The 25,000-nt window shown below is 61.8% G+C and carries 21 protein-coding genes and 1 tRNA gene; 10 read left to right on the top strand and 12 right to left on the bottom strand.

Annotation, left to right across the window (positions count from 1 at the left end):
• The first annotated feature begins 120 nt into the window (after positions 1 to 120).
• The 3 genes from JFX23_RS05850 to JFX23_RS05840 all read left to right on the top strand — a co-directional run bounded on the left by JFX23_RS05850 (position 121) and on the right by JFX23_RS05840 (position 4,159).
• Positions 121 to 2,226, top strand: coding sequence for an HNH endonuclease signature motif containing protein (locus tag JFX23_RS05850; protein ID WP_198776120.1), 2,106 nt, complete (start codon positions 121 to 123; stop codon positions 2,224 to 2,226).
• 420 nt (positions 2,227 to 2,646) lie between these two features.
• Complete coding sequence (locus JFX23_RS05845) at positions 2,647 to 3,309, top strand: DUF6318 family protein (protein ID WP_198776119.1); 663 nt, start codon at positions 2,647 to 2,649, stop codon at positions 3,307 to 3,309.
• The gene (locus JFX23_RS05840) at positions 3,287 to 4,159 is read left to right on the top strand and encodes a hypothetical protein (protein ID WP_198776118.1); all 873 of its coding nucleotides are present in this window, start codon (positions 3,287 to 3,289) and stop codon (positions 4,157 to 4,159) included. Before JFX23_RS05845 ends, JFX23_RS05840 begins: the two co-directional genes overlap by 23 nt.
• Before the next feature lie 430 nt (positions 4,160 to 4,589).
• Here the strand turns inward: JFX23_RS05840 and JFX23_RS05835 are convergent.
• Together JFX23_RS05835 and JFX23_RS05830 are read right to left on the bottom strand one after the other, a co-directional pair.
• A tRNA-Met gene (locus JFX23_RS05835) sits at positions 4,590 to 4,663 on the bottom strand.
• 410 nt (positions 4,664 to 5,073) lie between these two features.
• Positions 5,074 to 8,232, bottom strand: a complete 3,159-nt coding sequence (locus tag JFX23_RS05830; RefSeq protein ID WP_416153022.1) for a UPF0182 family membrane protein — start codon at positions 8,230 to 8,232, stop codon at positions 5,074 to 5,076.
• Positions 8,233 to 8,328: 96 nt separating this feature from the next.
• On the opposite strand from JFX23_RS05830, the gene JFX23_RS05825 reads away from it, so the two are divergent.
• A complete protein-coding gene (locus JFX23_RS05825) occupies positions 8,329 to 8,967 on the top strand; it encodes a PPA1309 family protein (protein ID WP_198776116.1) in 639 nt (212 codons plus the stop codon).
• Between the two features lie 30 nt (positions 8,968 to 8,997).
• Here the strand turns inward: JFX23_RS05825 and JFX23_RS09600 are convergent, their stop codons facing one another.
• On the bottom strand, positions 8,998 to 10,200 hold the full coding sequence (locus tag JFX23_RS09600; protein ID WP_131247353.1) for a YlbL family protein: 1,203 nt from the start codon (positions 10,198 to 10,200) through the stop codon (positions 8,998 to 9,000).
• A 109-nt stretch (positions 10,201 to 10,309) separates the two neighbouring features.
• On the opposite strand from JFX23_RS09600, the gene JFX23_RS05815 reads away from it, so the two are divergent.
• Together JFX23_RS05815 and JFX23_RS05810 are read left to right on the top strand one after the other, a co-directional pair.
• A complete protein-coding gene (locus tag JFX23_RS05815) occupies positions 10,310 to 11,854 on the top strand; it encodes a zinc-dependent metalloprotease (RefSeq protein ID WP_005964739.1) in 1,545 nt (514 codons plus the stop codon).
• A 209-nt stretch (positions 11,855 to 12,063) separates the two neighbouring features.
• Positions 12,064 to 13,041, top strand: coding sequence for a hypothetical protein (locus tag JFX23_RS05810; protein WP_198776115.1), 978 nt, complete (start codon positions 12,064 to 12,066; stop codon positions 13,039 to 13,041).
• Positions 13,042 to 13,066: 25 nt separating this feature from the next.
• On the opposite strand, the gene JFX23_RS05805 is transcribed toward JFX23_RS05810, so the two are convergent.
• Both JFX23_RS05805 and nudC read right to left on the bottom strand, forming a co-directional pair.
• On the bottom strand, positions 13,067 to 15,088 hold the full coding sequence (locus tag JFX23_RS05805; protein WP_198776114.1) for an ATP-dependent DNA helicase UvrD2: 2,022 nt from the start codon (positions 15,086 to 15,088) through the stop codon (positions 13,067 to 13,069).
• A 43-nt stretch (positions 15,089 to 15,131) separates the two neighbouring features.
• Positions 15,132 to 16,148 carry an NAD(+) diphosphatase gene (nudC, locus tag JFX23_RS05800; RefSeq protein ID WP_198776113.1) on the bottom strand — a complete coding sequence of 339 codons (1,017 nt, stop codon included), beginning with the start codon at positions 16,146 to 16,148 and terminating at the stop codon, positions 15,132 to 15,134.
• Between the two features lie 36 nt (positions 16,149 to 16,184).
• On the opposite strand from nudC, the gene rph reads away from it, so the two are divergent.
• Both rph and rdgB read left to right on the top strand, forming a co-directional pair.
• The gene (gene rph / locus JFX23_RS05795) at positions 16,185 to 16,952 is read left to right on the top strand and encodes a ribonuclease PH (protein WP_198776112.1); all 768 of its coding nucleotides are present in this window, start codon (positions 16,185 to 16,187) and stop codon (positions 16,950 to 16,952) included.
• Entirely contained in the window at positions 16,952 to 17,596 is a 645-nt protein-coding gene (rdgB, locus tag JFX23_RS05790) for an RdgB/HAM1 family non-canonical purine NTP pyrophosphatase (protein ID WP_198776111.1), read from the top strand. The genes rph and rdgB overlap by 1 nt, the downstream gene beginning before the upstream one ends.
• 44 nt (positions 17,597 to 17,640) lie before the next feature.
• Here the strand turns inward: rdgB and JFX23_RS05785 are convergent, their stop codons facing one another.
• Positions 17,641 to 17,769: a histidine kinase gene (locus JFX23_RS05785; RefSeq protein ID WP_233050615.1), complete on the bottom strand. Its 129-nt coding sequence runs from the start codon at positions 17,767 to 17,769 to the stop codon at positions 17,641 to 17,643.
• Positions 17,770 to 17,926: 157 nt separating this feature from the next.
• Here JFX23_RS05785 and JFX23_RS05780 point away from each other — a divergent pair, with 157 nt between their 5' ends.
• Complete coding sequence (locus tag JFX23_RS05780; protein ID WP_198776109.1) at positions 17,927 to 18,847, top strand: LysR family transcriptional regulator; 921 nt, start codon at positions 17,927 to 17,929, stop codon at positions 18,845 to 18,847.
• Positions 18,848 to 18,882: 35 nt separating this feature from the next.
• Here JFX23_RS05780 and JFX23_RS05775 read toward each other — a convergent pair whose 3' ends face one another.
• From JFX23_RS05775 to clpS, 4 genes are read right to left on the bottom strand one after another with little or no spacing between them, the layout of a single operon-like run.
• Positions 18,883 to 19,686: an MBL fold metallo-hydrolase gene (locus JFX23_RS05775; protein ID WP_198776108.1), complete on the bottom strand. Its 804-nt coding sequence runs from the start codon at positions 19,684 to 19,686 to the stop codon at positions 18,883 to 18,885.
• The gene (gene murI, locus JFX23_RS05770; RefSeq protein WP_198776107.1) at positions 19,686 to 20,519 is read right to left on the bottom strand and encodes a glutamate racemase; all 834 of its coding nucleotides are present in this window, start codon (positions 20,517 to 20,519) and stop codon (positions 19,686 to 19,688) included. Before murI ends, JFX23_RS05775 begins: the two co-directional genes overlap by 1 nt.
• 11 nt (positions 20,520 to 20,530) lie before the next feature.
• Positions 20,531 to 21,106: a DUF2017 family protein gene (locus JFX23_RS05765; protein ID WP_198776106.1), complete on the bottom strand. Its 576-nt coding sequence runs from the start codon at positions 21,104 to 21,106 to the stop codon at positions 20,531 to 20,533.
• A gap of 16 nt (positions 21,107 to 21,122) precedes the next feature.
• Entirely contained in the window at positions 21,123 to 21,395 is a 273-nt protein-coding gene (gene clpS, locus JFX23_RS05760) for an ATP-dependent Clp protease adapter ClpS (protein ID WP_233050626.1), read from the bottom strand.
• Between the two features lie 96 nt (positions 21,396 to 21,491).
• On the opposite strand from clpS, the gene JFX23_RS05755 reads away from it, so the two are divergent.
• Positions 21,492 to 22,832: a nicotinate phosphoribosyltransferase gene (locus tag JFX23_RS05755; protein ID WP_198776104.1), complete on the top strand. Its 1,341-nt coding sequence runs from the start codon at positions 21,492 to 21,494 to the stop codon at positions 22,830 to 22,832.
• A gap of 6 nt (positions 22,833 to 22,838) precedes the next feature.
• Here JFX23_RS05755 and JFX23_RS05750 read toward each other — a convergent pair whose 3' ends face one another.
• Both JFX23_RS05750 and JFX23_RS05745 read right to left on the bottom strand, forming a co-directional pair.
• Positions 22,839 to 24,587, bottom strand: coding sequence for a DEAD/DEAH box helicase (locus JFX23_RS05750; protein WP_198776130.1), 1,749 nt, complete (start codon positions 24,585 to 24,587; stop codon positions 22,839 to 22,841).
• A gap of 50 nt (positions 24,588 to 24,637) precedes the next feature.
• A complete protein-coding gene (locus tag JFX23_RS05745; protein ID WP_198776103.1) occupies positions 24,638 to 24,997 on the bottom strand; it encodes a DUF3039 domain-containing protein in 360 nt (119 codons plus the stop codon).
• Between the last annotated feature and the right edge of the window lie 3 nt (positions 24,998 to 25,000).

Here is a 25,000-nt window from a genome sequence, read left to right as displayed (position 1 = left end):
CGATTTTCTGTTTCCACAATTCACCCTCAGAAAGTAACGACTTGGAAACAGATACTCCGACCTGGGCTTTTACTCCCTTCACCCATCGAACATATGTTCGATTTTTGCTAGAATAGGAACATGTCAGAAGGAACGCGCATCCACGCACTGGGCCAGTCGGTTCAGCAGATTCGCGCGTCCATTTCTGAAATCCTCCAAAACAACGGCACAGCTGATCTCGACGACAACCTCCTCGTCGACCTCACTCGCATCATTGAGTCCTTGGGCTCCGTCGTAGATGCAGCTCGCTGCGCAACAGCATCCGAATTGAAGGCACGCTGCCAAGCAACGAACCCGGACGGGCGCTTGGACCTCCGCCTGGGTGCACGCTCGCCGCACGACCTGCTGACTCGACTGACAGGAGCCTCTTCAGCGTCGATTTCACGACGCTTCAAGGCAGGAAGCGACATGTTCGCGCCAAAGTCTCTCAGTGGCGAACCCCTCCCCGGCACGTGCCCTCTCGTTCGAGCAGCCCGCGAAGCCGGAGTGATCGGTCAAGACACCGCAGATGCGATCCTCACATCCATGACTCCTCTGGCGCGGGGCCACGTCCTCGCCGATGTTGCGGAACGCGCGATTGTGGCATCAGCATTGGGGATCACTCCGCCCTCAACGGACGAAGTTCCAGACCTTAGTGTCGAGGAACTTCACAACCTCGCTGACCATGACCCTCTATTGGAACGTCAGATTCTTCCCGCTGACACGGTCCGGCAGGTCGCTGCGTTGTGGGCGCAAGCGCTTGACCCTGACGGGACGCTGCCGAAGGAAGTTGACGCAAAGAGCAAACGCACTTTCACCCTCACTCCAACGAAAGATGGTCTCGTCAAGGTCAACGGCTACCTCCTGCCCGAGGTCGGAGCCCAACTCCGTACACTCCTCGACGCCGTAACGAACCCGCGCGTGAGCGACACTGCCTTCTTGGACTCTTCATCCTCAATAGGTGGAGACATTGAGAGTTCCGCGGGACTGATGGAGTTCACAGGAAGTGACTCGACAGTCGTTCACTCAACAGAAGCCGAGTTCGCCTCCGGCTCGAACAGCGACGAAAACAGGCATGCTTCCTCCGATGATTCTTCAGGTATGACGGGCTTCTCCACTCCCCTAGATGTCTCAGGACTAGATGTCTCAGGGACGGACCAGCACCCGAATGCACGACGAAGCGGCCCACAGATCTTGCATGACGCCTTCGCTTCATTACTGTTCAAAGCCGCCTCTCTCCCCTCAATGCCGCTTTTGGGCGGCGCCCCACCGACCCTCGTCGTCACAATGAACGAGGAAGACCTCGAAAATCCGCGAGGGACCGCCACTTTGAACAATGCTCCAGCAGGCAAGTGGTATCACGCGGCTGCGACAATCCCCTCGAATGTTGCGTTGCATCTTTCCTGCGACGCAGTGATCGAAAGAGTTCACAGTAACTCCACAGGCAAAATCCTCTCACTCGACACATCTGCGAGGGTCTTCACTCCTCAACAGCGTCGTGCGATCGCCGCACGAGATGGCGGCTGCATTATTCCCGGTTGCACCGTTGGTCCGACCTGGTGCGAAGTTCACCATGTTCACGAGCACGCCGCCGGCGGCCCAACGCACACCGACAACGGGGTGTTGCTCTGCTGGTACCACCATCGATTCCTCGACTCTCTGACCTGGCAGATCCGGATGAACGACGGCGTTCCCGAGGTCAAGGCACCCCCATTCCTCGGGAAAGCGAATAAGTGGATCCCAGCTCAGTCGTCGCGAACCCGAGAACTCAGCCGCGCACGACGACTCCTCGCTTCTCACGAAAAGGCTCTCCTCGAAGAACGCGCAGAATTGAAGACGAAGGCGATTCCAAAGACGGCGAAACTTCAGACAGATGTGGCGGGTTCCCAAAAGAAAAGCAGGTCACAGTCAATATCGCCCCCTCACTTGGATGCCAGCCCTGAAACCCCCTCAACGTTCAGAGCAAAACTGCGTCCAGCACCCAGACCCGAGGGTGCAAAGGGCGGTATGACGTATCCCCGTGCCAAAGGTGGCATTGCAACAGCGGATGGGTTCATTGCGAGAGGAGCACACCCATCCGAAGAGACTCATCTTCTCGAACTTCCAAGCACGACTATGCCCGAATGGGCGCGCCACTTCAGTCGCAGAGAGCTTGCCTCTCTCCCCCGCAGAGGCCCATTCGAAGTTATCTGCCCGAAAGCGGTATAGCGCCCCAAGGAAGGTGCGGTTCCTTGATCCGCTATGACTTTTCAACACATGTGGATAATTCTGTTATTTCAAGTTTCCAGGTGAGGACAGAGGGACTCAAGGCCTAGTCAGCCTAAGAGGCTATTCCGACAAAGGTCAGACGCGACAAGAGATGCATTCGACAGGAGTTGATCTGCAACAAGAGTGCTCCTCGGATCTCGAAGGGAGGCGCGCTTCTGCAAGTCATCGCCACCCCATCGGGCAAGGTGCTGGCCCGCGCAGCGTGTGCACTCGCGCGCCTACACCGCGACTACACCATCAAATTGGAGGAGCGAGTAGCCACAGGTCCACGGCAACTGCCTGAGAGTCCGAGTTTTCGTTTCTGTCCACAGGTTGCGGCAAGTGGTGGAGTTTCTCTGGTGGCTGCTTTAGCGTGTAAAGATGACACGCTCATCCCATGCTGCCCGGGTGCTTGCGCTCGTCTTGGCCCTCTCCGGCCTCGCAATGCTCTCCGGGTGTTCAGTGGTTTCGCCTAGCGGCGCTCAGTCAGGGTCTGCCGCACAGTCCGCCGAAGTCGTAATGTCGGGCGACTACATCCTCAACGAGGACGGCACCCTCAGGAAACCTCACGTCACTCCCTCAGTGCCAACAATGAGCGAGATTGCCTTCCAGTACAACGAAACCGGGGCCGAGCAAGCGGCCAGACACTTCATCGACCTCATCAACTACTCATGGGCAAGCGGCGACACCACACCCCTCGACGAATTCTCAGAAGAACGATGCACCTACTGCCGAGTGATTAGCGAGCAAGTCCACGACGTTTACGACAACGGCGGCTGGGCTCACGGAGTGAAGTACACCGTCATGCAGATCGAAGGCAACTATCCCGTCAATACAAATTCCCTAGAAACAGCGCAACTCACCGAGTGCTACGTTCTTGCGATGCGCGTTCAACGAGGTAAATCAGATGTCTATGAATCTCAAACTATGAACCATCCGAGCCAGAAAGAGACTCGACTCTATCTGGTCGTTCATTGGGACGGAAACACCTGGAAGGTAGTCGCAGGCGAAGGAAAAGACGTTGAAACTGCACAATCCGAATAGGCTCCATCGGTTTTCAGGAGCGATCTCCCTCTTCGTCTTGCTTGTCTTGTCCCCAGCACCCGCCCATGCCGCGGATTCTCACGATCTTTCTGTTATTGCTTCAGATGACAGTATCTACGTTGAAGGTACTTATACGTTTTCCACTACCCCTGTTCCAGCTCCTGTGCCTGATTCCGTCCCCGCTGTGCAGGGTCCTGTTTTCAGTGTGGGTGATGGTGTTGAGGTGGATGTTTCTTCTGCGGATGAGTGGAATCGGGCTCTTGAAGAGTGCCTCGCTCACGCGGCGAATGGGCCGATTCTTCTTCAACAATGCCGAATCATCCTCGGACTCGAACACCCAGAACCAGGCGAAACCCCAGACTCTGACCCCACCACGAACACTGCGCCCAGTGTCGAGTCCCTCTCCCCCCGCCAGATCATCAACTACGCCCACGCCCAACACACCATCAACGGCGCGGGACTTGCCTGGCAACCCAAAACAAACGCCCTCGTCGGACTGCCCACCCTCGTGCACGTCACCTCACCCACACAAAACACCACTCTCAGCCTCTTTGGCCAAGCAATCTCCATCGCTTTGGAAGCCTCACACTTCTCCTACGACTTCGGAGACGGCTCCCCCACCTTAGAAACAGACGATCCTTCCGCTCCCTATCCTGTTCAGACCCTCAACCACGTCTACACCGAAACATCACCCGGGCGCATCATCACCCTGACAACAACATGGAACGCGACCATCACCTACCCTTCTGGGCGCAGCGCCTACCTCGCCAACGCCCTAACCAGCACAGAAACCTCCACCCCCATCACAATCCTCAGAGCCACAATCAACCTCATCCCCACAGACAAATAACCACACCACCAGACACATACCCACACCATCAACAGCCAAAAAGCACGCTCACCGCATCGCATTTTCAAGGCCTCTCTCGCGTCGGCGAGTACTCGGCAGCCACGACACAAACTTTTCGCACTGCTGAACCGACGAAACAATCCGGCCGAACTGGCTGACATTGCACGTCGAACACCGCCACCGTTGCGCGCCGAAAGTCGAACGTGCATACCGAGTCATCACTCGCCCCATACACAGGGCACTTCGGGGTATTCACACCCCACACGCTCATCCAGCCAACTTCAACACCGACTTGCGGGCAGCATAAAGCCGAAAAGTCCGGGGGCAAACCAACACGTTTTGTCCTGTGCCCCAGGAGTGCGCAGCAGCGTCGAGGCAAGGTAAAACCCGACATCTCATTGATTTCTCAGTGAGATACCGGGTTCTTCAGTAGCGGGGACAGGATTTGAACCTGCGACCTCCGGGTTATGAGCCCGGCGAGCTACCGAACTGCTCCACCCCGCGTCGGTGACTACTACTGTAGTCCTCCGCTTCGTCAGCTTCAAACTGACAGCGGTGACCTTGGTCATGGTGAGGCCTCAGATTCTGCCCGCGAAGTGGGAATAGGAAGGAACGGGAAAGGGAAGGGACGAGCGAGACAAGGGCTGGATTCCAGGTTCTCAGGAAGCTGCGCTCACAGGCAGCCGGGCTAGGCTCCCAAGGACCCGTCCCCGGGCTCGCAGGCAGGCATCTCAAGCTCGCAGGCAGGCGCCCCCCGACTCGCGATGGCAAGGAACGGCCCCGCACCGAAACGATGTCGATGCGGGGCCGGGCTTCACCTTTCAGGCAGGGTCTCCGGAAAGCAGGCTCCCTCTCTCTGCGGGCTCACAGTCCGCAGACTTCAGGACGCAGCATTGCCGCTCCACCGCCGAACCTCAGGACGCAGGCGCTGCCGTTCCAGGAGTCCCACTTCCTGAACCGGAAGCTCCGTTTCCTGCGGGAGAACCCGCACCAGAAGTCCCACTTCCTGCCGGAGAAGAAGCCGCGCCTCCGGAGCGTTCTTCCTCAGCGGCGAGCGCCGCCTCCAGCGCCGCATCAAGCGCCTTCTGGGACTCCCCATAAGCGGCCCAGTCACCACTCGCTAGAGCACTCTTCCCGGCCTGCATCGCTGCGGAAGCATTCGCCAAGGCCTGGCTGAGCTTTTCTTGCGCGCTCAACGGAGCAGCGGCCCCGCCCTCGGCTCCCTCGCCCCCGTTGGCACCTTCAGCACCGGAAGCGGCATCGCTTCCCGCCACAGTCGCCTGCGAATCGCCACCGAAAGTCTGATCCAAAGACTCTTCCAGAGTCGGAGCGAAACCGACCTGATTGCCGAAAGCCGTCAGGACAGAACGCAACACCGGGTAGGAAGCAGAGCCCGTGCCCTGAACGTAAACGGGCTGAACGTAAAGAAGACCACCACCAACGGGCAAGGTCAAAAGATTACCTCGAATGACCTGCGAATCCGCCTGATTCAACAGGTTCAGCTGCCGGGCGATCGTCTCATTCGAGTCATAAGCGTTCTGAACCTGGCCAGGCCCAGGAACCGTGGTCGAAGACGGCAAGGCCAAAAGGCGGAGCTTTCCATAACCCTCACGGATCTTGCCGGCCTCATTGCCCGTCTCCGAATCGACCGCCAAGAAGCCCGCCATGGCTTCCCTCTTCGACTCTCCGCCCGGCACGAACACGGAGGTCAAAGAGAACTCCGCCGTCTCCTGAGTCGGCATCTGCATCGTCAAGTAGTACGGGGGCTGCGCAGAAGCGGGCGCTCCCGTCCCCTTAAGCTCAGGAGAGGGCGTCACCACCGTGGAAGTCTCTTCCGCCAGTCGCCAACGGTCACCACCGGCGTAGAAGTCAGACGCATTCTTCACGTGGTAGCTGGTGAGAAGTTCGCGCTGCACTTTGAACAGATCCTCCGGGTAACGCATGTGGCTCATGAGATCACCGGAAATCTGGCTCAACGGTTCAACCCGCTCGGGGTAGATCTTCATCCACGTTTGAAGGATCGGGTCCTCCTGATCCCACTGGAAGAGGTGGACCGAACCGTCGTAGGCGTCAACAACGGCCTTCACCGAGTTACGGATGTAGTTGACGGACTCGCTGCGCACATACTCCCCGACCTCGGAAGATTGTGAATCAACGGTCGTCTCCGAGAGCGACTCATGCTGCGAATACGGGTAGTTATCCGTCGTCGTGTAGGCATCGACAATCCACACGAGACGCTTCGGCGTCGCAGGATCATCATCCATATCCACAACCGCCGGGTAGGCCTCCTGCTCAAGAGTGAGGAACGGCGCAACCTTCGCGACACGGTCCAGCGGATCACGGTTGTAGAGGATCTGCGAGGCCGAGTTCGTCTGCGAAGAGAAGAAGATATCCGTCGAGCCGAACTTGATCGAGTACAAGAGCTTGTTCCACACATTACCCACACTCGGACCGCCATCGCCGGTGAAGGTCGTCGCAACCTGGCCACCGTTCGCATTGTCATCCGGGTAGTCGAGTTCTTGCGGCTCACTGCCCTCGGGCGCACCCACAATCGAATAAGTGGGAGCATCCGGCGAGAAGTAGACACGCTCCTCGTAATCACCCATCTCCCCGACCGAGGGGACCGACTGCTCCCAATACGAGGGCAAGCCGTCACGGGTCAGCGTGTTGCCATAAGCGGCGACAACGCCGTAACCATGGGTGTACACCGTGTGCATATTCACCCAGGTCCGCTGTTCGGCCGACAATCCGGCAAGGTTGATCTCACGGACCGCGATCACGGTGTCGCGCCGCTCATCGCCGATCGTGTAACGGTCGACCTTCATCCCAGAATCGAAACCGTAGTAGGGGCGCGACTGTTGGAGCTGCTGAACAGTCCTCGTGATGACCTGCGGGTCGAGGAGGCGGATCTGCGAGGTCGACTCTGAATCCTCGCGCAACTGGCCCGGCTGAGCCGTGGTCGCTGCGTCGTAGTTCGTGTACTCCAAATCCGCGAGACCATAAGCCTCCAGGGTCGCGTCGATATTGTGCTGGATGTACTCCGATTCAAGGGCCCGCTCATTCGGGGTGACGCGGAACTGCTGGATGAGCGCCGGGTACATTCCACCAATGACGAGGGCGGACACGATCGTGACGGAAACACCGATGACGGGCAGGCGCCATGTTCCCTTGAATGCCGCGACGACGAAAAGGACCGCGACGAGGACCGAGATGACGGCGAGGATCGAATGCGCAGGAAGAGTCGCCTTGATGTCGGAGTAGAGAGCGCCGTCAATTGAAGAGCCGCGCTGTGTGAGGAGCGCGTATCGGCCCAGCCAATACCTCGCGCCAATGAGCAGGGAGGCGAAAGCTGTGAGGAGGCCCGCCTGAAGGCGCGCGGGCTTCGACGCGTGGGGACGCGGCGTCATGCGGATCGTGCCGTACAGGTACGAGACGACCAGGGAGGCGATCAGGCACAGGACCGTGATCTTCAGGAGGAAAGAGACGAGCAGCTGCAGGAGCGGCAAGGTGAAGACGAAGAAGGAAATGTCGAGACCGAACTGCGGGTCCGTCTTACCGAAGGAGGTGCGGTTTACGAACTGGAGCACCGTCTGCCACTCCGTCGCCAGATTCGCACCATTCGTGAAGCCGAAGAAGAGGGCCGCACCCCAAAAGCCCACTCGACGCACCGGTTCAAAGGCCCGCTGGTATTCGCGTAGGCTCGCGGAGGCTTCTCCTCGAGTCGAGGCGGCGCGGTGCTTATATGCGTACTTCACAGTGAGGATGAGCATGGCGGCGACGAGCACCAAGCCAATGAGGAAGAGTCCCGCATGCGCGAACCACTGAGTCAGCAGGACGCGAGTCGACTGCATCTGCCGGAACCAGAGAATCTCAGTCCAAATGCTTGAGGCTGCATAGACGACAAGGCTGATCGCGATGAGGATCGCGATGGTGATGGAACCGGGTCCAAAACCTCGATGCTCGGTCTTCCCCTGTCCTTCGCCGCCCCCGGAAGGGCGCCTTGGGAAGCGAGGTGGGCGCGGAGGTTTCGGCGGTTCGAATCGCCTCGGCTCTTCCGGCTCGAATCGGGGCATCGAGAATTCACTCACGAGGTCGCTCCTCAGCGTCGACGATGATGAAGCCATCCTACCGATCGCTTGGCCCAGCGCCCGTCGTGAGACGATTGGCCCATGACGATTGAGAACTCCTCCGATTCCCCGCTCGACTCCTCATGCGATTCCCCACTGCCGAGCTCGCGCCAGATCGCCCTCGCGAATGTGGTGGTTGATATTGAGAAGACGGCGGCTCGGCTCGGCTGGGACCACGCGCCCTCCCTGTACGCCCTCGTTGCGACGCGCACCCTCTTGGATCAGCCCGGCCTTCCCGCTGACATCGCCGCGCAAGTGCGCAAGGGGTGGGATGGTTCCGAGGAGCACCTGTCCGCGATCGTGCAAGAGGACCTCGCCGAGGACGAACTTGAGGAGATGCTCGCCCGCCTCGCTTGGCCGCCCCAGGTCCAGGGCGCGGCTTTGACGGTGGAACGCCTCGTTGTGCCGCCCGAGGTCGAAGAGCAGGCCCCCGAAGATCCGGAGGAGGCGCTGAAGTTCATTTCGAATCACCCGTCGAGGACGGATGTGCGCCTCGCCGTCGGAGCGCTGCGCAGCGGCGAGTCCTGGTGTGCGCTGCGCACGAAAACCTTCGATTCGGATGACAAAGTCGGGCAAGGCTCGAATCTTGTGCCGAACCTCGTGGAGGCCTTGCTGCTCTCCCTCGATACTGAAGGAACTGTCGAGACGGAGGGCACTCCCGACGAGCCCAGGAGCGAGTGAGCGCGGGAGCGAGTATTCCCGGGCGAGTGCTCAAGAAGCGCCCGCGACGCTCTCGCAGCTCGTAAGCTTTCCGGTCTGACCAGCTGCGATTGCCTCAACGGCCTCGCGCGCCTCACCCAAGGTGGTGACGGCGACGACGCTCAAACCTTCGGGGACATTCCCCACGACCTCATCGCAGTTTAGAGCGGGCGCGAGAAACCACTCGCCGCCATCGCGCTTCGCGCCGTGCATCTTCTGGACGATCCCGCCGATCGGCCCGACCTCGCCGTCATAGGACATCGTTCCCGTCGCCGCGATGACATGGCCCCCGGTCAAATCCCCGGGCGTGAGCTTGTCGATAATCGCGAGTGAGAAGACGAGCCCCGCAGAGGGACCGCCCACCGATTCGAGATTCACCTGAACATCCAGGGGGAATCGGGGCGCCACATCCAAATAGATGCCGAGGCGAGAGCCCTGAGGATGAGACTCATCCGGGATCGTCTCGACTTCGAGCTCGACTTGTTCACCATCGCGCATGACGCGCAAAACGAGAACGGATCCGGCGGGAGTCTGCTTCACCAGGCGGAACACCATTGAGGCACTATCCGCAGGATGAACAACCCCGGCCTCGTCGGTAATGGACAGGAGAACATCACCATCGCGCACTTTTTCGGCAGCGTCGCTGCCCTCGGCGGCTCCGCGGATCGTCGTAGTCGCGGGCACCGTCCACCCGAGCGCTTCCAAAGCAGCAACATCGGCACTGGACTGGGAAGACTTCATCATCCACGACTGTGCGGCATCGACCTGATCCATCGTCACCCCATCCGGATAGGCCGTGGAATAAGGAGTGAGCTGCGAAGTCTCGGACAAACTCGCATTGATGAGCTGCACGAGGTTCAAACGCCTACCGGGGCCGCCCTGCTCAGAGACGGTCACCATCCTCAGTTCCCCATTGCCATCGCCCTTCTCATGGGCGGCATCGACGTGGAGTGCTCCGCCGTTTGAAGGGTCAACACCGGAAACGGAGAGCATTTCCTTTCCCCTGTACGAGCCGCCCACATCGAAAGTCGGCCCCGGAGACTCAACGACATAAGGCATGGGAACAATGAACAAGACGGCGCCGAGCACGAGCGCAACCACCCATGAAAGGAGAGTCCGGACCCGGATCTGCAAGGGCTTGGCAGTGTCCCAGCGAGAAAGCCAGGTTGAAGGCTCCCGGGTCGAGGGTGTCAGGGGCGACGGCTGTTCACTCACTGGCCCATTCTCGCGCGCAACACTCGAATCCGCGCAATGAACTTTTGCTCAGAGCGCACATCCACGAATCATCCAGCCCGCATGCGCATTGAGCGAGTAGCGTGGAAGCATGAACGAGGACGAGACCCCCGGCCCCAGCCCCTTCGATGACTTCCTGCGCAAACTCCTCGGAGACGAAGCAGCCGAAGAGGCGAGCCGCGCGATGCGCGCTCAAGGCTTCGACCTGTCACAACTGCCGGAAGGCTTTTCCGATCCGGCGGCGATGAAGGCCGCTGCCAACCAGTTCCAATTCCTCATGGACTCAACGACAGGCCCCGTCAATTGGAGGCTCGTCACTGATTCTGCGCACCAGCAGATCTACACCAAGGGAGATCCGGCCCCAAGCGCCGCGCAAGCGGATCGGGCGCGCACCGCAATGACGGTCGCTGACCTGTGGCTCGACACGACGAGTGATTTCACTCCCGGGAGTGTTGAACGCAAGGTGTGGACGCGAAGTGAATGGGTCGACGCGACCCTCGACACGTGGAAACGCATCTGCGAACCGGTCGCCGCGAATGTTTCGCGCGCCCTCGGCGAAGCCCTCGGCTCGCAGTTCCCCTCCGAAGCCATCGGCGAGGAGGATCTGCCGTCCGGATTCGCGCAGATGATCGACCAGACGCGCTCCATGATGCCCAAGCTTTCAGCCATGATGTTCGCCGCTCAGATTGGGCGCGCACTGACCGCCCTCGCCTCCGAAGCCCTGGGGTCGACGGATGTGGGCATTCCCCTCGCGAAGGGGCCGACAACGGGGCTCGTCGTGTCGAATATCGAGGCTTTCGGCGATGGGCTCGACATTCCCTTCGATGAGGTCCTCCAGTTCGTTGCCGTCCGTGAATGCGCGCATCGGCGCCTCTTCGCCTCCGTCCCCTGGCTCGAGGGCGACCTGATCCGCGCGGTCGAGCGCTACTCGGCGAACATCGAGGTCGACATGACCGCGATCACGGATGCGGCGAGTCTTGTCGACCTCTCCGATCCTTCATCCATCGACCAGGCCCTCTCTGGCGGCGTCTTCGAGTTGAGCATCTCCGCCGAGCAGAAGCGTGCCCTTGAGCGCCTCGAAACGATCCTCGCGCTGATCGAGGGGTGGGTCGAGGTCGTCACCGCCCAGGCGATCGCGCCCTATCTGCCGCACGCGGATCAACTCCGCGAAATGATGCGTCGGCACCGCGCCTCAGGCGGGCCCGCCGAGCAGGTCCTCGGTACCCTCATCGGTTTGAAGATGCGTCCGCGCCGCGCCCGCGATGCTGCGAAGATTTTCACCCTCGTCGAGGCCGAACAGGGAACCGAAGCTCGCGATGCTCTCTGGTCGCACCCGGATATGGTGCCGAGCGCTGCAGAACTCGATTCTCCCGACACTTTCCTCACGATCCGCAGGGCCGCCTTGGAGCAGGATGCTGATATCGACGCCGCCCTCGATGCGCTCCTGGCCGGCACAATGGGCTGGGCTGAGGGCCTCACCCCTGAGGTGGATCCGGAAGCAGAGACTCTGGCGAAAGCGGGCTTGGCTTCCCTCGAAGATCCTTGTGCCCAGCCCACAGAGGACGAGGCTCAACAAGAGGGTATAGAAGATGACGCTGATTCTGCCCAAAGCGATGACACGCCCCAGGAGCACTAAGAGAGATGCCCCGACAGAAGGGGTTCCTTGAAAGGAGAATGCTGCAGGATCTGCGCCGAGCAGCCTGGGAGCGCGGATCGTGGCCGGGTGATCTGATCCGGCTGTGCTCAAGCTGTGGATAGCCGCCACGCGCCCTCTTCACCGCCGATACTCGTCGAGGAGAAGACATCAACTCGAGCCGAAGGGGCTCGGCGTATGAGGAGGCACGCATGAGGCTGAGCACCACCCCCACGGTTCTTCGACGAGGCCCCGGCGCCCGTCAGATCGGCACAGACCCGGGCCGCAGCCTCGGATTCACAGGACTCGAGGAGCTCGACGCCCTCGGACTTGATGAGCTGGGGCGAAGAAGTGAAGGCCGCGGCCACGGACTTCCCTTCCTGCCCGGCCGGGTGCGAACGCGTCTGCTCGCCGCCGGACTGCTCGCAGCCCCGCTCCCCCGCCTCGGGATTCGCCTCGTACAGCCCAGTGTTCTCGCACTGCGCATCGTGGAGGCCTGCGCCGCGCATTTTGAGATCTGTCTTGAGATCGCTGGGCAGACGACCTCGAAACCCCTGGCTGAAGAACTCGGAGATGAATGGCTCGCAGCTCCCCTAAGCAGCGCACTCGCCAGGCGCTTTGGGCGCATCGGCGCGCCAGTACTCCTTGAGAAAGTCCCCATTCCTGATTGTGTCCTCGTGAACGCCGAACGCGGCCATGAGCCCGAAAAGACGCGCACGCTCCTCATTGAGGACATCCCTCATCTCCTACTCACCCGCCTCGAAGAGGGCTACGAGGTCGGGCCCCTGGTCCTTCCGGGATACTCCGCATGCGCGGGCTGCGTGTCGATTGAGCGCGAGGAGAAGGATCCCTTCTGCTCGGCTGATCTCCTCTGCGCTCCACGAATTGAAGAGCCGATGCCCACAGCGGCTGCACGCTCGCCGAGAATGCCGCGCCATGCCCTCGAAGTGGCAACCCTTCTCGGGCTCGATGCCCTGGCAGCGATCGGCTACAAGCGCGGCAAGCTCAAGCGAATCTTCCCCGAAATTTCCTGGCTCGACCCCTATGAGTCCCGCGCGGGCACCATTGTCCGAGTCTTCAATGATGGCTCGAAAAGCGTCGAATACGTCTGGCCCCGGCCAGAATGCGGATGCGGGGCCGCCGGAGACCTGGGACCCGCAAGAAAGGGACCTGCAAGAAAGGATCTGTAAGAAAGCCCGCCTCGGGCACAAACTCCTAGTCGAGGCCGACTTCAACATCCTCGCCCCTGACCAGGGCGAGAACCGCTTCTCCGAACATTTCTGCCTTGACCTCGCCGATGCCCTTCACTGCGAGTAGTTCCCCGCGTGAGCCGGGCTGAGACAGTGCGATATCGCGAAGAGTCTGATCCGTGAAGACCGCGTACGGTGGACGACCCGCTAAGGCCGCGACTTTCTTGCGCCAGGCCTTGAGCGATTCGAAGAGGGCGAGCTCTTCTGCAGAAGCGTTCTCCTCGAAGTGGCGGGCCGCCTCCTTCGCGGGCACCCTGGCATGGGCGGGAGCGGATCGGCGAGTACTTTCCTTCGGCCATATGCCCTCGAGTAGTTTCGTGCGGGTGTTCGCGCTGCGCGAGTTCTGCCCTTTGGACTTCGCCCAAGAAATGTCGAGGAGGTTCCGTGCTCGTGTGATGCCGACGTACAGGAGGCGTCGTTCTTCCTCCCGAGCTGCAGGGGTCTTCGCATAGGAGATCGGGATCAAGCCCTCGGAGGCTCCCACGAGGAACACCGCATCCCATTCCAAGCCCTTCGCCGCATGAAGGGTTGCGAGTTCCACCCCCTGCTGATCGGGTTCGACCTGGTACTGGGCACGCTCCTCAAGCTCGGCCATGAAGCCGGCAAGATCCTCGGCCTGCGATTCTTCGGCCCAGGAGACGATTGCGCGCAGATTCGACCAGCGCTCCTGCGCAGCCCCTCCGCTCGGGGCTTCATCACTCCACCCAACAGCTTCCAAATGCGCACTCACCTGGGAGACGAGCTCGCTACCCTCACTGACCGGAAAATGGGCGGCAGTCGATAAGACGCGAAGGGCGTTTCGCACATCCTCGCGCTGGAAGAATGGGACAGTCCCCCTCAGGGCGAGAGGGATGCGCCGGGAGGCGAGGACTTCCTCGAAAATCTGAGACTGGCCGTTCGTGCGGAACAGGACCGCGATCGAATGGGGCTGTGTTCCTGCTGTGATGAGTGCTTCGATCTTATCTGCCACGCCCTCAGCCTCGGCGCGCTCACTCGCATAGGTCGAGAAGGATACGGCTGCCCCGCTGGGGCGTTGGGACTTCAAGCGCACCGCCCCCGATGAAGGCCCCGCGTCCGCCATCAAGCGGTTCGCGATCGACACGATCTGCGGGGTGGAACGATAGTCGCGCGTCAGTTCAAGGACCCTCGCGCCCTTATGCGCCTTCGGGAAATCCACGAGATGGCGAGGATCTGCGCCCGCGAAGGAGTAGATCGTCTGCGCAACGTCGCCGACGACGCACACGTCATGGCGATCCCCCAGCCACAGGTCGAGGAGTCGGCGCTGCAGGAGCGAAACGTCCTGGAACTCGTCAACGACGAAATGCCGGTACTGCGAACGCACCTTCGCCGCGACATCCGAACGTTCCTGCAGCATTGCGCAGGTCATCACGAGGACATCCTCGAAATCAATGACGCCGCGCTCTGCTTTCGCGTCCTCGTACACCTCGAGAAGTCGGGCCATGTCATCGCCGCTCATGCCTGCAGGTGGCTCATGGCCGGAGCGCACGCGCTCAAGATAATGCTCTGAATCGACCATTGAGACTTTCGCCCACTCTACTTCCGCGGCGAGGTCACGCACCATGGTCTTATCGGCGGCGACCCCCAGGCGCGCAGCCGCCGAGGAGACGAGAGAGGCCTTGTGGGGCACGATCTGCGGCAAGGGCCCGCCAATGACCGTCGGCCAGAAATGCTGAAGCTGCCGCAGGGCCGCCGAATGGAAGGTGCGGGCCTGGGCGCGGGGGACGCCGAGCTGGGCGAGACGATGGCGCATCTCATAGGCGGCGCGGCGCGTGAAAGTCACGGCGAGCACGGAATCGGGCGGGTACGCGCCGATCGCGCTCCCGTAGGCGATGCGGTAGGTGATCGCGCGGGTCTTCCCCGTTCCTGCGCCCGCGAGGACGGCGAGGGGGCCCGTGACCTGGCGCGCGACTGCCCGCTGATCGGGGTCGAGAGCGTCGAGCAGTGCATCGGGCTGAAGAATCGTCATGATCGGATCATCCCACGACCCGCCCTCATCTTCGATCCTGGCGCTACCAGCCGGTGGATGAGCGCAGCCCGCCGGTCGATAAGCGCAGCCCGGCGTCGATCGGCGAGGCCGGGAGGGGGCCGCCGAACCATTCGACGAGGAGCGCGTGCGCGATTGATGCGGGCCCCGGGGCGCTGATCTGCCCCGATAGGAGCGCCGCAGCGAACTCTTCACGCGAGTAGAAGCGAGCCTGATCGATCTCCACGCCATCCGGTTCGGGCTCGCGGGGAGCATCAGATCTGAGCTGCGCGACGAATCCCATCATCTGTGAACGCGGGAAGGGCCAAGGCTGGGTCGCACGATACTCGGGCGCCATGACTTCCAAGCCGACCTCTTCTTCGACCTCGCGGATCACAGCATTCTCGGGGGTCTCCCCGCCCTCCACAAAGCCCGCGATGAGGGAATGCCTAGCCTCGGGCCACGCGGCGTTATGCGCGAGAAGGACCCTTCCTTCCCGGTCTTCCACACGCACGATGATTGCCGGGTCCTGACGCGGATACTCAATGTGGTGGCAGCCCGAGCATTCGCTCGCCCAGCCCGCCTGAATCGAGCGGACCGGCTGGCCGCAGCGCGCACAAAAACCTGCTCTCGCATGCCATGCGGCAAGGGAAACCAAAGGCAGGGCGAAAGCCGGATCATCCCCCAATAGACAATGCCCCGCAGAGCGCAGGTGCCTCCAGTAAGCGGGCTCCCCGCTCATAAGAGATGCGAGTTCTCCCACCCGCTCGTGGGTGCCCACAGTCGACAGACCCAGGCCAATCCCCACTTCGCCCGCACTCGATCGGCCCAGGAAATACACGCCCACGCCCTCGTCGATGAGTTCAAGGGCGAGGCGCGAGTCGAGGCGCATAAGACGCAAAGCAGAAGAGTCGGGTCCATCGGCGCAGGTGAGGATTGCACCCCGATCTGTTGCGGCGAACACTCCGGCCCCTTCCTCCAGGGCCCTTCGAGCGTCGAAACCCTCGCGCGAGGCCACCATCGGATCGACGCTTCCACGGGCGAGGGGCAAGAAGAGACTCATGCGTCCACGCTATCCCCCTCGGCTACTCTGGTGGCCATGACTTCCACAGTTCAGCGCGCCGATGGGCGCGAATTCGATCAGCTCCGCCCCATTTCCTTGACTCGCGGATGGTCCGGCACCGGAGAGGGATCCGTCCTCGTCGAGTTCGGGAACACCCGCGTCCTGTGCGTCGCCTCCCTCACCGAGGGCGTGCCGCGCTGGCGCAAGGGAAGCGGGGAAGGCTGGGTGACCGCCGAATATGCGATGCTCCCGCGCGCCACCTCCGAACGCTCCCAGCGCGAATCCATCAAGGGCAAGGTCTCGGGACGCACCCAGGAGATCTCCCGACTCATCGGCCGTTCCCTTCGAGCGATCATCGACGTGTCCGCGCTCGGCGAGAACACGATCGTCCTCGACTGTGATGTGTTGCGCGCAGACGGAGGCACCCGCACCGCTTCCGTGACCGGCGCCTATGTCGCCCTCGCCGAGGCCGTGCGCTGGGGCAGCGAGAAGGGGATCATCACGGCGAAGCCGGGACTCAAGGTCCTCACTGATTCCGTTTCCGCGATCTCCGTCGGCATTGTCGAAGGCACCGTCATGCTCGACCTTCCTTATGAGGAGGATGTGCGGGCCCAGACCGATATGAACATCGTCCAGACCGGTTCGGGCGACTTCATCGAGGTTCAGGGCACGGCCGAACATGCCCCCTTCAACCGAGATGAGCTCGCTGAGCTCCTCGATTACGCCTCGATCGGCAACGCCCAGCTCGCAGATCTTCAAAAGCGTTGCCTCCAGGCGCCCGCAGGGGAGAAGGTCACCCTCTGATGAGCGAGGACTCGGCCCGGTCCTGTCTGAAACCGCGCCTCGTATTTGCGACCGGGAATGCACACAAGATCAGCGAACTCGAAGCGATTCTCGCCCCCGCGTGGCAGGGCTACGCGCCCGGAACGATCGCGCGCATGTCCGATTTCAATGCGCCCGCTCCCCTTGAGGATGGCGCCACTTTCGAGGAGAACTCGCTGATCAAAGCGCGCGCCCTCGTTGAATTCACAGGCCTGCCCGCGCTCGCCGACGACTCGGGGATCTGCGTTGACATCATGGGCGGAGCGCCTGGGATCTTCTCGGCGCGTTGGTGCGGTGCTCATGGGGATGATGCGGCGAACCTGGATCTGCTGCTCGCACAGCTCGCGGACGTTCCCGCGGCGCATCGAGGCGCAGCTTTCGTGTCCGCTGCGGCTCTCGTGCTGCCCGATGGGCGTGAGTTCGTCGAACGCGGCGAGGTGCGGGGCACCCTCATAAGAGAGCGCCGCGGCGAAGGCGGTTTCGGCTACGATCCGATCTTCGTCCCCGAGGGCTACTCGCGCACGAGCGCTGAACTCAGTCCCGAGGAGAAGAACGCGATCAGCCACCGGGGCAAGGCCTTCCGCGCCCTGCTCCCGGCGATCATTGAGGTCTTGAAAGGCAAGTGAGCTCCCCTGTGGGGCTCTGCTCCCCTGTGGGGCTCTCCTTGCTTTCAGCGGGCGACGAGGGCCCCGTAGATGGGCCGGTCCATGCAGAACTGCACGGCGTCGCTGGGCTGGCGGCGTTCTCTTGTGAGGGAGGCGTGAAGGCGGGCGAAGAGACGACGAATGGTGGCCGACATCGGATTCTCCTGAGTGTGCATGGGTGTCGCAGCAGGCGTTCGCGGCGCGCCCCACTGTGCGCCGCCTGCGACTCTTCCAGTGTGAACTACCCTCGCCTATAGCACAATTGCATTACTCTTCAATGAAGATTCAGTTTTTCTTCACTGAGGAAACGCCGTGCTCATCGATCCTCGCCGACTCTCCCACCTCCTCGCCGTCCACCGCCACGGCGGTGTCGTCGCCGCCGCCGATGTCCTCGGCCTCACCCCCTCGGCCGTCTCCCAGCAGATCCGCAAACTCGAAGAGGAAGTCGGCCTGCCCCTCGTGGAGCGCACCCCTCAAGGCGCCCGCATCACCCCCGCCGGTCACATCCTCGTCGCCGGTGCACAAAGGATCGAAAACGAGCTGAGCGAAATCGCCCACGATCTTCGCCCCATGAGTGGCGCAGTCACCGGCACCCTCGGGATCGGCGCATTCCAAACAGTGATCCGCTCCGTCCTCCTGCCCCTCACCGCTGAACTCTCCACGACCCTGCCCGGCGTTGAAGTGCACATCAAAGAGACAGATGAGGCCGATGGCATGGGTGACCTGAGAGCGGGCCGCATCGACCTGCTCATGCTCGAACGCGACACTGCGCCCGGCACACCACCCACGGGCTTTTCCGATACCGCGTTCATCGACGAACCCTGGGTACTCCTCAGCCCCGAGAACGCCCCGCGCGTGCAAACCGAACGCGATCTCGCGAAAGTCCAGTGGCTCCGGCTCGCCCCCCAGACAATCGGCTATCACGCGATGCAAAGGATCGCCTCCTCGATCCCCCAGGCGCATTGGGTGCCCTACGAATACATCAACTACGAGGCCGCCCACGCCCTCGTCAGAGCCGGATGCGGCTCCACAATTCTGCCTTCGATGGCGGTACGAGGAATCCCCCTGGACGGCATGCGCATCACCCGGCTCCCGGGATTCGGATTCAGAAGGATCCTCGTGCGACATCGCAAGGGTGAGGACCGGGAGAACAGCGCAACCGGACAGGTCCTCACCGCATTATTCGCCTGGGTCGCCCAACACCACGAGGACTGGCGCAAGGCCACCGGCTGAAGAGCCGTTCGCACTCGCTCCTGGCTGGGAGGAAGTCACTGTCCGACTGTGAAAACCTTTTGAGACATCGCAAAATCGAGGGGACCGGCCCAGTGCTCACGCAATTCAGCTTCGACGACCTTCAGATCCGTCCACGGCTGAATATGCGTCGCGACAAGGTGAGCAACTCCGGCCCTCGCTGCCAAACGGCCCGCGCGCACACCATCCATGTGAATACCACGAACCGTATCCGCACGGGTGAAGCCGACCTCCGTGAGTAAAAGATCCACGCCCCGAGCCCCCTCGAGGATCGCCGGAGCCTCATCCGTGTCGCCGGTGAAGAACATCGACACGGTCTCCGAAGGGGAAGAATCCGAAGGCCCCACGATGCGCGTCCCAAAAGACTCCACCGTGTGGATTCCCGGGAAGGGAGTGAGAGTCATCGGTCCGATGCGATAACTCTGCCCCGCACGAACAGTGCGAATGTCGAACTCACCCTCGTAAGTGTCGGGCAGGCGCGTCCCATCGATCTGGCGAATCCTCTCCAAAGTACCCACCGGGCCCGCCAAAGGCAGCGGCTCAAGATCAGAGCCCGGCCCCCAACGGCGGAACACCTGCAAAGAGATGATGTCGCCCATGTGATCGGCATGAGTATGCGAAAGGACAAGGGCGTCGATCAGCCGAGGGTCGATATGACGCCACAAGGCCCCGAAGGAACCGGGCCCCATTTCCAGGACGATCGACCAGGTCCGAAGCTCACCGGTAAGAGGATCAAGCCCAGGGCATTGGACGAGATAGCAGGATGCCGGAGATACGGGGCCCGACATCGACCCCGTCGCTCCAATGATCGTCAGGCGCATCAGGCTCGCGCCCCCGCGTCGACGCTGATCTCCTGAACGCGAGCAACCTCGGGACCGAGGAAACGGCGCGCCAAACGCGGGAAGTTCTCCGACTCCCCGGTGGTGAGGAACTCGTGGGAGGGCCCTTGACCTGGGGCCCAGGGGGCGTGCAAGAGGCCCCGGTCGATCAATTCGTTGTAGGCGACATTCGCGGTCGCCTCAGAAGAGGTGACGAGGGAGACCCTCTCCCCCATGATCCGGCCGATCACACCGGTGAGCAGCGGATAATGCGTGCACCCGAGGATCAAGGTGTCGACCTCTGCCTCTTTCAAGGGCTGCAAGTATTCGCGGGCCACTGCTTCGAGTTCAGCTCCCATGGTGATTCCGCGTTCAACGAATTCAACGAATCTCGGGCACGCCTGCTGGACGACAGTCAGCCCGGGAACCGCGCCGAGAGCGTTCTTATACGCCTCGGATTGGATCGTTGCGAAAGTGCCGATCACGCCGATCCTGTGGTTGTGAGTCGTGGCGACCGCCTGACGTGCAGCAGGGGTGATGACCTCGATCACCGGGATGTGCGCGTCGATCCAATACCTCTCGCGGGCATCCGAAAGGGCCGCCGCAGTCGCAGTATTGCAAGCGATGACCAGGGCTTTCACTCCGCGCGAGGCCAACTCGTCCAAGCAGGCGAGGGTGTAGCGGCGCACCTCCGCGATCGGCCTTGGACCATAAGGCGTATGAGCCGTATCCCCCAGATAGAGGATCTGCTCATCTGGGAGTTTATCCATGATGGCGCGCGCAACCGTAAGACCCCCGAGCCCGGAGTCGAAAATACCGATCGGCGCATTCTCCATGCTTCCCGACCCTAGCCGTGCACCCCCGAAGAATTCAGCGCCGAAATCAGTGAATCCTGCCACCAGGTGAGAATCAGATAGAACACCGAGGCCGCCTGCTCGCGGCTGCCATCAAGCGCGCGGCCAGCCAATTCCTCAATTCTTGCGACATCCGCATCCGTTTCGAGCTTCAACTCCCCCGCCAAGCCGAGACGAACATCATTGAGCGCCGCAAGCCACTCCCACACCTCATCGGCTGGGATCACGAGCTCCGCGCACTCACTGCGCTCAGCGCGTTCAATCCTTCCCGCGACCTGGCGAAGGCGTGAGGACTTCTCCGCCCGAAGGAAATCCTCCGTCAAAGCCCGCAAACTCGAAGCATCCTCAGGATCCAGACTCATCGCGGGAAGTAAATACTCCAAGGCGCGCTCTTCGGGGGCCTCTCGCCCCGTCTCCAAATCCGTTGCCGCCAAAAGGAAGGAATTCATCTCCGCAGGCTCATCAAGGACGACGAGGATCTCACGCATGAGGCGAACGATCAAGGTCGAATATGGAGGCTCAATACACGCGCAATACGCCCCGTCCTCGTATCTGAAACGACCAATCATCGCCGAATTATCCCGATCATCTTTCCGCTTCCAATGTTGCGCGCAGACCATAGCCGTGCATGGCAACGACATCGGCCTCCATGCGCTCGCGCATTCCCGTGGACACCACGGCGCGACCCCGCTCGTGAACCTCCAGCATGAGGCGCGTCGCCTTTTCACTCGAATAACCGAAGTGTCGCTGAAACACGCTCGTCACATAGCCCATGAGGTTGATCGGGTCATCCCAGACGACGGTGTGCCACGAGGCGGACAGGGCGGGAATCGTCCTCGTATCCTCCTTCGGGATCATCGTCACACTCGACATACGTTCCAGACTAGGCAAGGAATCTCACGATCGCTGAAGTTTCGCCACTTCAAGCGCGCCCGATCGCGATACCGTGAGCATATGCCAGCTTCAATCTCCACATCATTGCTCACCGACATGTACGAACTCACCATGTTCGACGCCGCCCTCAAAGCCGGGACCGCTTGGAGGACATCCACCTTCGAAGTCTTCGGACGCCGTCTTCCCGCCACCCGTCGTTTCGGTGTCGTCGCAGGTATTGGTCGTATCCTCGAAGCCCTCGAGCGTTTCGAATTCGAACCCGAACAAATCGATTGGCTCCACGAACACAAAATCGTCTCCGATGATGCCCTCGACTATCTCAAAGATTTCCGTTTCTCAGGAGATATGCTCGGCTACGCGGAAGGCGAATGCTATTTCCCCGGCTCCCCCCTCCTGACCGTACGCGGCACCTTCGCCGAATGCACAATGCTTGAGACCCTGCTCTTGTCGATCCTCAACTACGATTGTGCGATCGCATCGGCAGCCTCGCGCATGACGATCGCCGCCCATGGGCGCCCCTGCATGGACATGGGGGCGCGGCGCGGTCATGAGCGCGCCGCCGTCTCCGCCGCTCGCGCCGCCATCATCGGTGGTTTCGCCGGAACCTCCGACCTGGAAGCCTCGAAACGCTACGGCCTGCGCGCCATCGGCACTGCCGCCCACTCCTTCACTCTGCTCCACGATTCCGAACGCGAAGCCTTCGACGCTCAGATCGCATTGCTCGGCCCGGATACGACCCTGCTCGTCGACACCTACGACGTCGAACAGGGGGTCATCAACGCCGTCGAAGCCGCGCGCGCAGCCGGGGGCGAGCTCGGCGCGGTCCGCCTCGACTCAGGAGACCTCGTCGCTTCGGCCTTCAAGGTCCGCGGTCAGCTCGACGCCCTGGGGGCGACGAGCACGAAGATCACCGTGACCAACGACCTCGACGAGTACGCGATCGCTGCCCTCGGCGCCGCTCCGATCAACTCCTACGGGGTCGGCACGAAGCTCGTCACCGGATCGGGTGTGCCGACCGCCGCCCTCGTGTACAAGCTCGTCCAAAGGGAGGATGCGAGCGGCGCCCAGATTCCCGTCGCGAAGAAATCCGAATCGAAGTCGACCGTCGGCGGACGCAAGTTCGCGGGCCGTGTCCTCGACGAGGAAGGCTACGCGGCCGAAGAGGTCCTCATCGTCACCGACTCTCAAGAGGCGGCCACTAAGGAGTTCGCGAAGATCGGCGCCCGTCCCCTCCAGATCCCCCTCATCACGGGCGGTGAAATCCACTCCGAACTGTGGGGCCCCGACGCTTTGGAGAAAGCCCAGGCACACCACGTGCGTTCACGCAATGAGCTCCCCTACCAGGCGTGGAGGCTCTCCGAAGGAGATGCAGCAATCCCGACCCGCTACATCACGCTCTAAGACGCGCTATTTACGGCCAACGAACCACTGACGCAGCAAAGCGATACGCGCTTCGATCTGCTCAGTGGTGGCCTGCGCGATCTCGGGGCCCCCACATCGGTTCCGAAGCTGGGAGTGCACCATGGCGTGAGTGTCACCGGAGCGGCGCGACCAGGAGGCCACGAGGTGTTGAAGCTCTTTGCGCTTCGCCGCACGGACCCGGTGATCGGAAATACCTGAATTCGCTTCACGTTGACGGGCCGCAGACTTCTGTTTGCGGGCAGAGGCCGCCTGTTCGGCCTGGCGGGCCCTGAGCAGCGTCGTCACCTGTTCCGCATCCAAGAGCCCGGGGATGCCCAAGTACTCCTGCTCTTCTTCGGAGCCGACCTCGGCGCCCTGGCCCCAGGCGGCCCCATCGAAGAGGACCCCGTCAAACTCAGCGTCCGCTCCGAGAACTTCGAAGCCTTTGAGGAGTTCACCTGAAGCCTTCTCCTCACGATTCGCCTCCGCCACCATCGCATCTTCTGGATTCCACATGGAATCCTCACCCTCGGGCTTGGGCCGGTCGAGAGCATGGTCGCGTTCGAGCTCCATCTGGCCGGCGAGATCCAAAAGGGGAAGGACGGAGGGGATGAACACCGTCGCAGTCTCCCCGCGCCGACGCACACGAACAAAACGACCGACCGCCTGTGCGAAGAACAAAGAAGTCGACGTGTTCGTCGCATACACACCCACACACAGGCGCGGAACGTCCACGCCCTCGGACACCATGCGGACCGCGACCATCCACTTGTCATCGCCTTCACGGAAAGCATCAATGCGGTCTGAAGCGTCGGCGTCATCGGAAAGAACCACCGTCGCCGAACGTCCCGTGATGTCGCGCAGATGACGGGCGTAGGCGCGGGCCTGAGTCTGATCCGATGCGATGACCAAGCCGCCAGCGTCCGGGACCTGTCGACGCACCTCCTCGAGGCGCAGATCGGCGGCACGCAAAACCGCCGGGATCCACTCGCCTTTCGGGTCGAGGGCGGTCCTCCACGCCTGCTTCATCATGTCCTTGGTGAGGGGCTCACCCAAGCGGGCGCTCATCTCATCGCCCGAGCTCGTCCGCCAGGACATCTGCCCCGAATACGACATGAAGAGCACCGGACGGACGACGCTCTCTCGTAGGGCGTCGCCGTATCCGTAAGTGAAGTCCGCCTTCGAGCGGCGGATCCCATCAGCATCTTCCTCGTAGCGGACGAAGGGGATCGGCGAAGTGTCCGAGCGGAAGGGGGTGCCCGTCAGGGCCAGGCGGCGCTTGGCGTCAGTGAATGCCTCGCGCACACCATCACCCCAGGACAGGGCATCTCCCGCATGGTGGATTTCGTCGAGGATGACGAGGGTCGGATAGGCGCGGGTCCTGGCCGCATGCACCGGAGGATTCGCCGCGACCTGCGCATATGTGACGGCAACCCCGTCGTAGTGGGAACCGGCTCGGCCCTGAGAGTTTGTAAAGGCCGGGTCGATGTGAATGCCGACCCGGGCTGCGGCATCCGCCCACTGGCCCTTCAAATGCTCTGTCGGACACACGACCGTGAGCTTGTCCACGATCCCCGCGCCCATGAGTTCAAGCGCGATCCTCAAAGCGAAAGTTGTCTTCCCCGCTCCGGGGGTCGCGACCGCAAGGAAATCACGCGGCTCTTGGCTCATGTACTGACGCAAAGCCGCAGCCTGCCAGGCGCGCAAAGCGCCCTCGGCGCCTCGTCTGGCACGCTTTGAGGACGAGAGCGACAGGTGGTGAGCTGTGGAAGCGCGGGATGGGAAGTGTCGATCCTGCGCTGCAGTCACTGTCCAGAGCCTCCCGAAGATCCCTTGCCCGATCCCCCATCCGAGAAGGGCCAGTTGCGACCATTGCGTCCCATTGAATCCCGCAGTTCCTTACACGTCGGGCACACCGGATATTTCGAGGCATCCCGCGAGGGGATCCACACTTTTCCACACAAGGCGACGACCGGTTGGCCCGTCACCATCGAAGAATTGGCCTTATCGCGGCGCACGAAATGGGCGAAGCGGTCACCATCGCCCGGGGCTTTCTCTTTTTCGACCTCGGTCCGTTCAAGCAGTCCCGTCGAGGAGTGGGTCGAGGGCCCTGCGGGGGAGGTCGGGGCTCCCGGTCGGGTCGGTTCATCGAGGGCGTCAGGCATGCT

This window comes from Schaalia cardiffensis, from assembly GCF_016405145.1.
Taxonomy (GTDB): domain Bacteria; phylum Actinomycetota; class Actinomycetes; order Actinomycetales; family Actinomycetaceae; genus Pauljensenia; species Pauljensenia cardiffensis.
The sequence above is the reverse complement of the archived record's forward strand: the minus strand, read 5'-3'. Positions and strand labels throughout refer to the sequence as shown.

Excerpts from the sequence above, each read along its gene's own strand:
- JFX23_RS05775 (WP_198776108.1), bottom strand. The coding sequence starts at position 19,686 with ATGCGCCTGACGATCATTGGAGCGACGGGGTCGATGTCGGGCCCCGTA.
- JFX23_RS05810 (WP_198776115.1), top strand. The coding sequence starts at position 12,064 with ATGAGGCTGAGCACCACCCCCACGGTTCTTCGACGAGGCCCCGGCGCC.
- JFX23_RS05845 (WP_198776119.1), top strand. The coding sequence starts at position 2,647 with ATGACACGCTCATCCCATGCTGCCCGGGTGCTTGCGCTCGTCTTGGCC.
- nudC (WP_198776113.1), bottom strand. The coding sequence starts at position 16,148 with ATGAGTCTCTTCTTGCCCCTCGCCCGTGGAAGCGTCGATCCGATGGTG.
- JFX23_RS05850 (WP_198776120.1), top strand. The coding sequence starts at position 121 with ATGTCAGAAGGAACGCGCATCCACGCACTGGGCCAGTCGGTTCAGCAG.
- clpS (WP_233050626.1), bottom strand. The coding sequence starts at position 21,395 with ATGATCCCGAAGGAGGATACGAGGACGATTCCCGCCCTGTCCGCCTCG.
- JFX23_RS05815 (WP_005964739.1), top strand. The coding sequence starts at position 10,310 with ATGAACGAGGACGAGACCCCCGGCCCCAGCCCCTTCGATGACTTCCTG.
- JFX23_RS05825 (WP_198776116.1), top strand. The coding sequence starts at position 8,329 with ATGACGATTGAGAACTCCTCCGATTCCCCGCTCGACTCCTCATGCGAT.
- JFX23_RS05785 (WP_233050615.1), bottom strand. The coding sequence starts at position 17,769 with ATGTCGGCCACCATTCGTCGTCTCTTCGCCCGCCTTCACGCCTCCCTC.
- JFX23_RS05765 (WP_198776106.1), bottom strand. The coding sequence starts at position 21,106 with ATGATTGGTCGTTTCAGATACGAGGACGGGGCGTATTGCGCGTGTATT.
- JFX23_RS05745 (WP_198776103.1), bottom strand. The coding sequence starts at position 24,997 with ATGCCTGACGCCCTCGATGAACCGACCCGACCGGGAGCCCCGACCTCC.
- JFX23_RS05755 (WP_198776104.1), top strand. The coding sequence starts at position 21,492 with ATGCCAGCTTCAATCTCCACATCATTGCTCACCGACATGTACGAACTC.
- murI (WP_198776107.1), bottom strand. The coding sequence starts at position 20,519 with ATGGAGAATGCGCCGATCGGTATTTTCGACTCCGGGCTCGGGGGTCTT.
- JFX23_RS05805 (WP_198776114.1), bottom strand. The coding sequence starts at position 15,088 with ATGACGATTCTTCAGCCCGATGCACTGCTCGACGCTCTCGACCCCGAT.
- rph (WP_198776112.1), top strand. The coding sequence starts at position 16,185 with ATGACTTCCACAGTTCAGCGCGCCGATGGGCGCGAATTCGATCAGCTC.
- JFX23_RS05830 (WP_416153022.1), bottom strand. The coding sequence starts at position 8,232 with ATGCCCCGATTCGAGCCGGAAGAGCCGAGGCGATTCGAACCGCCGAAA.
- rdgB (WP_198776111.1), top strand. The coding sequence starts at position 16,952 with ATGAGCGAGGACTCGGCCCGGTCCTGTCTGAAACCGCGCCTCGTATTT.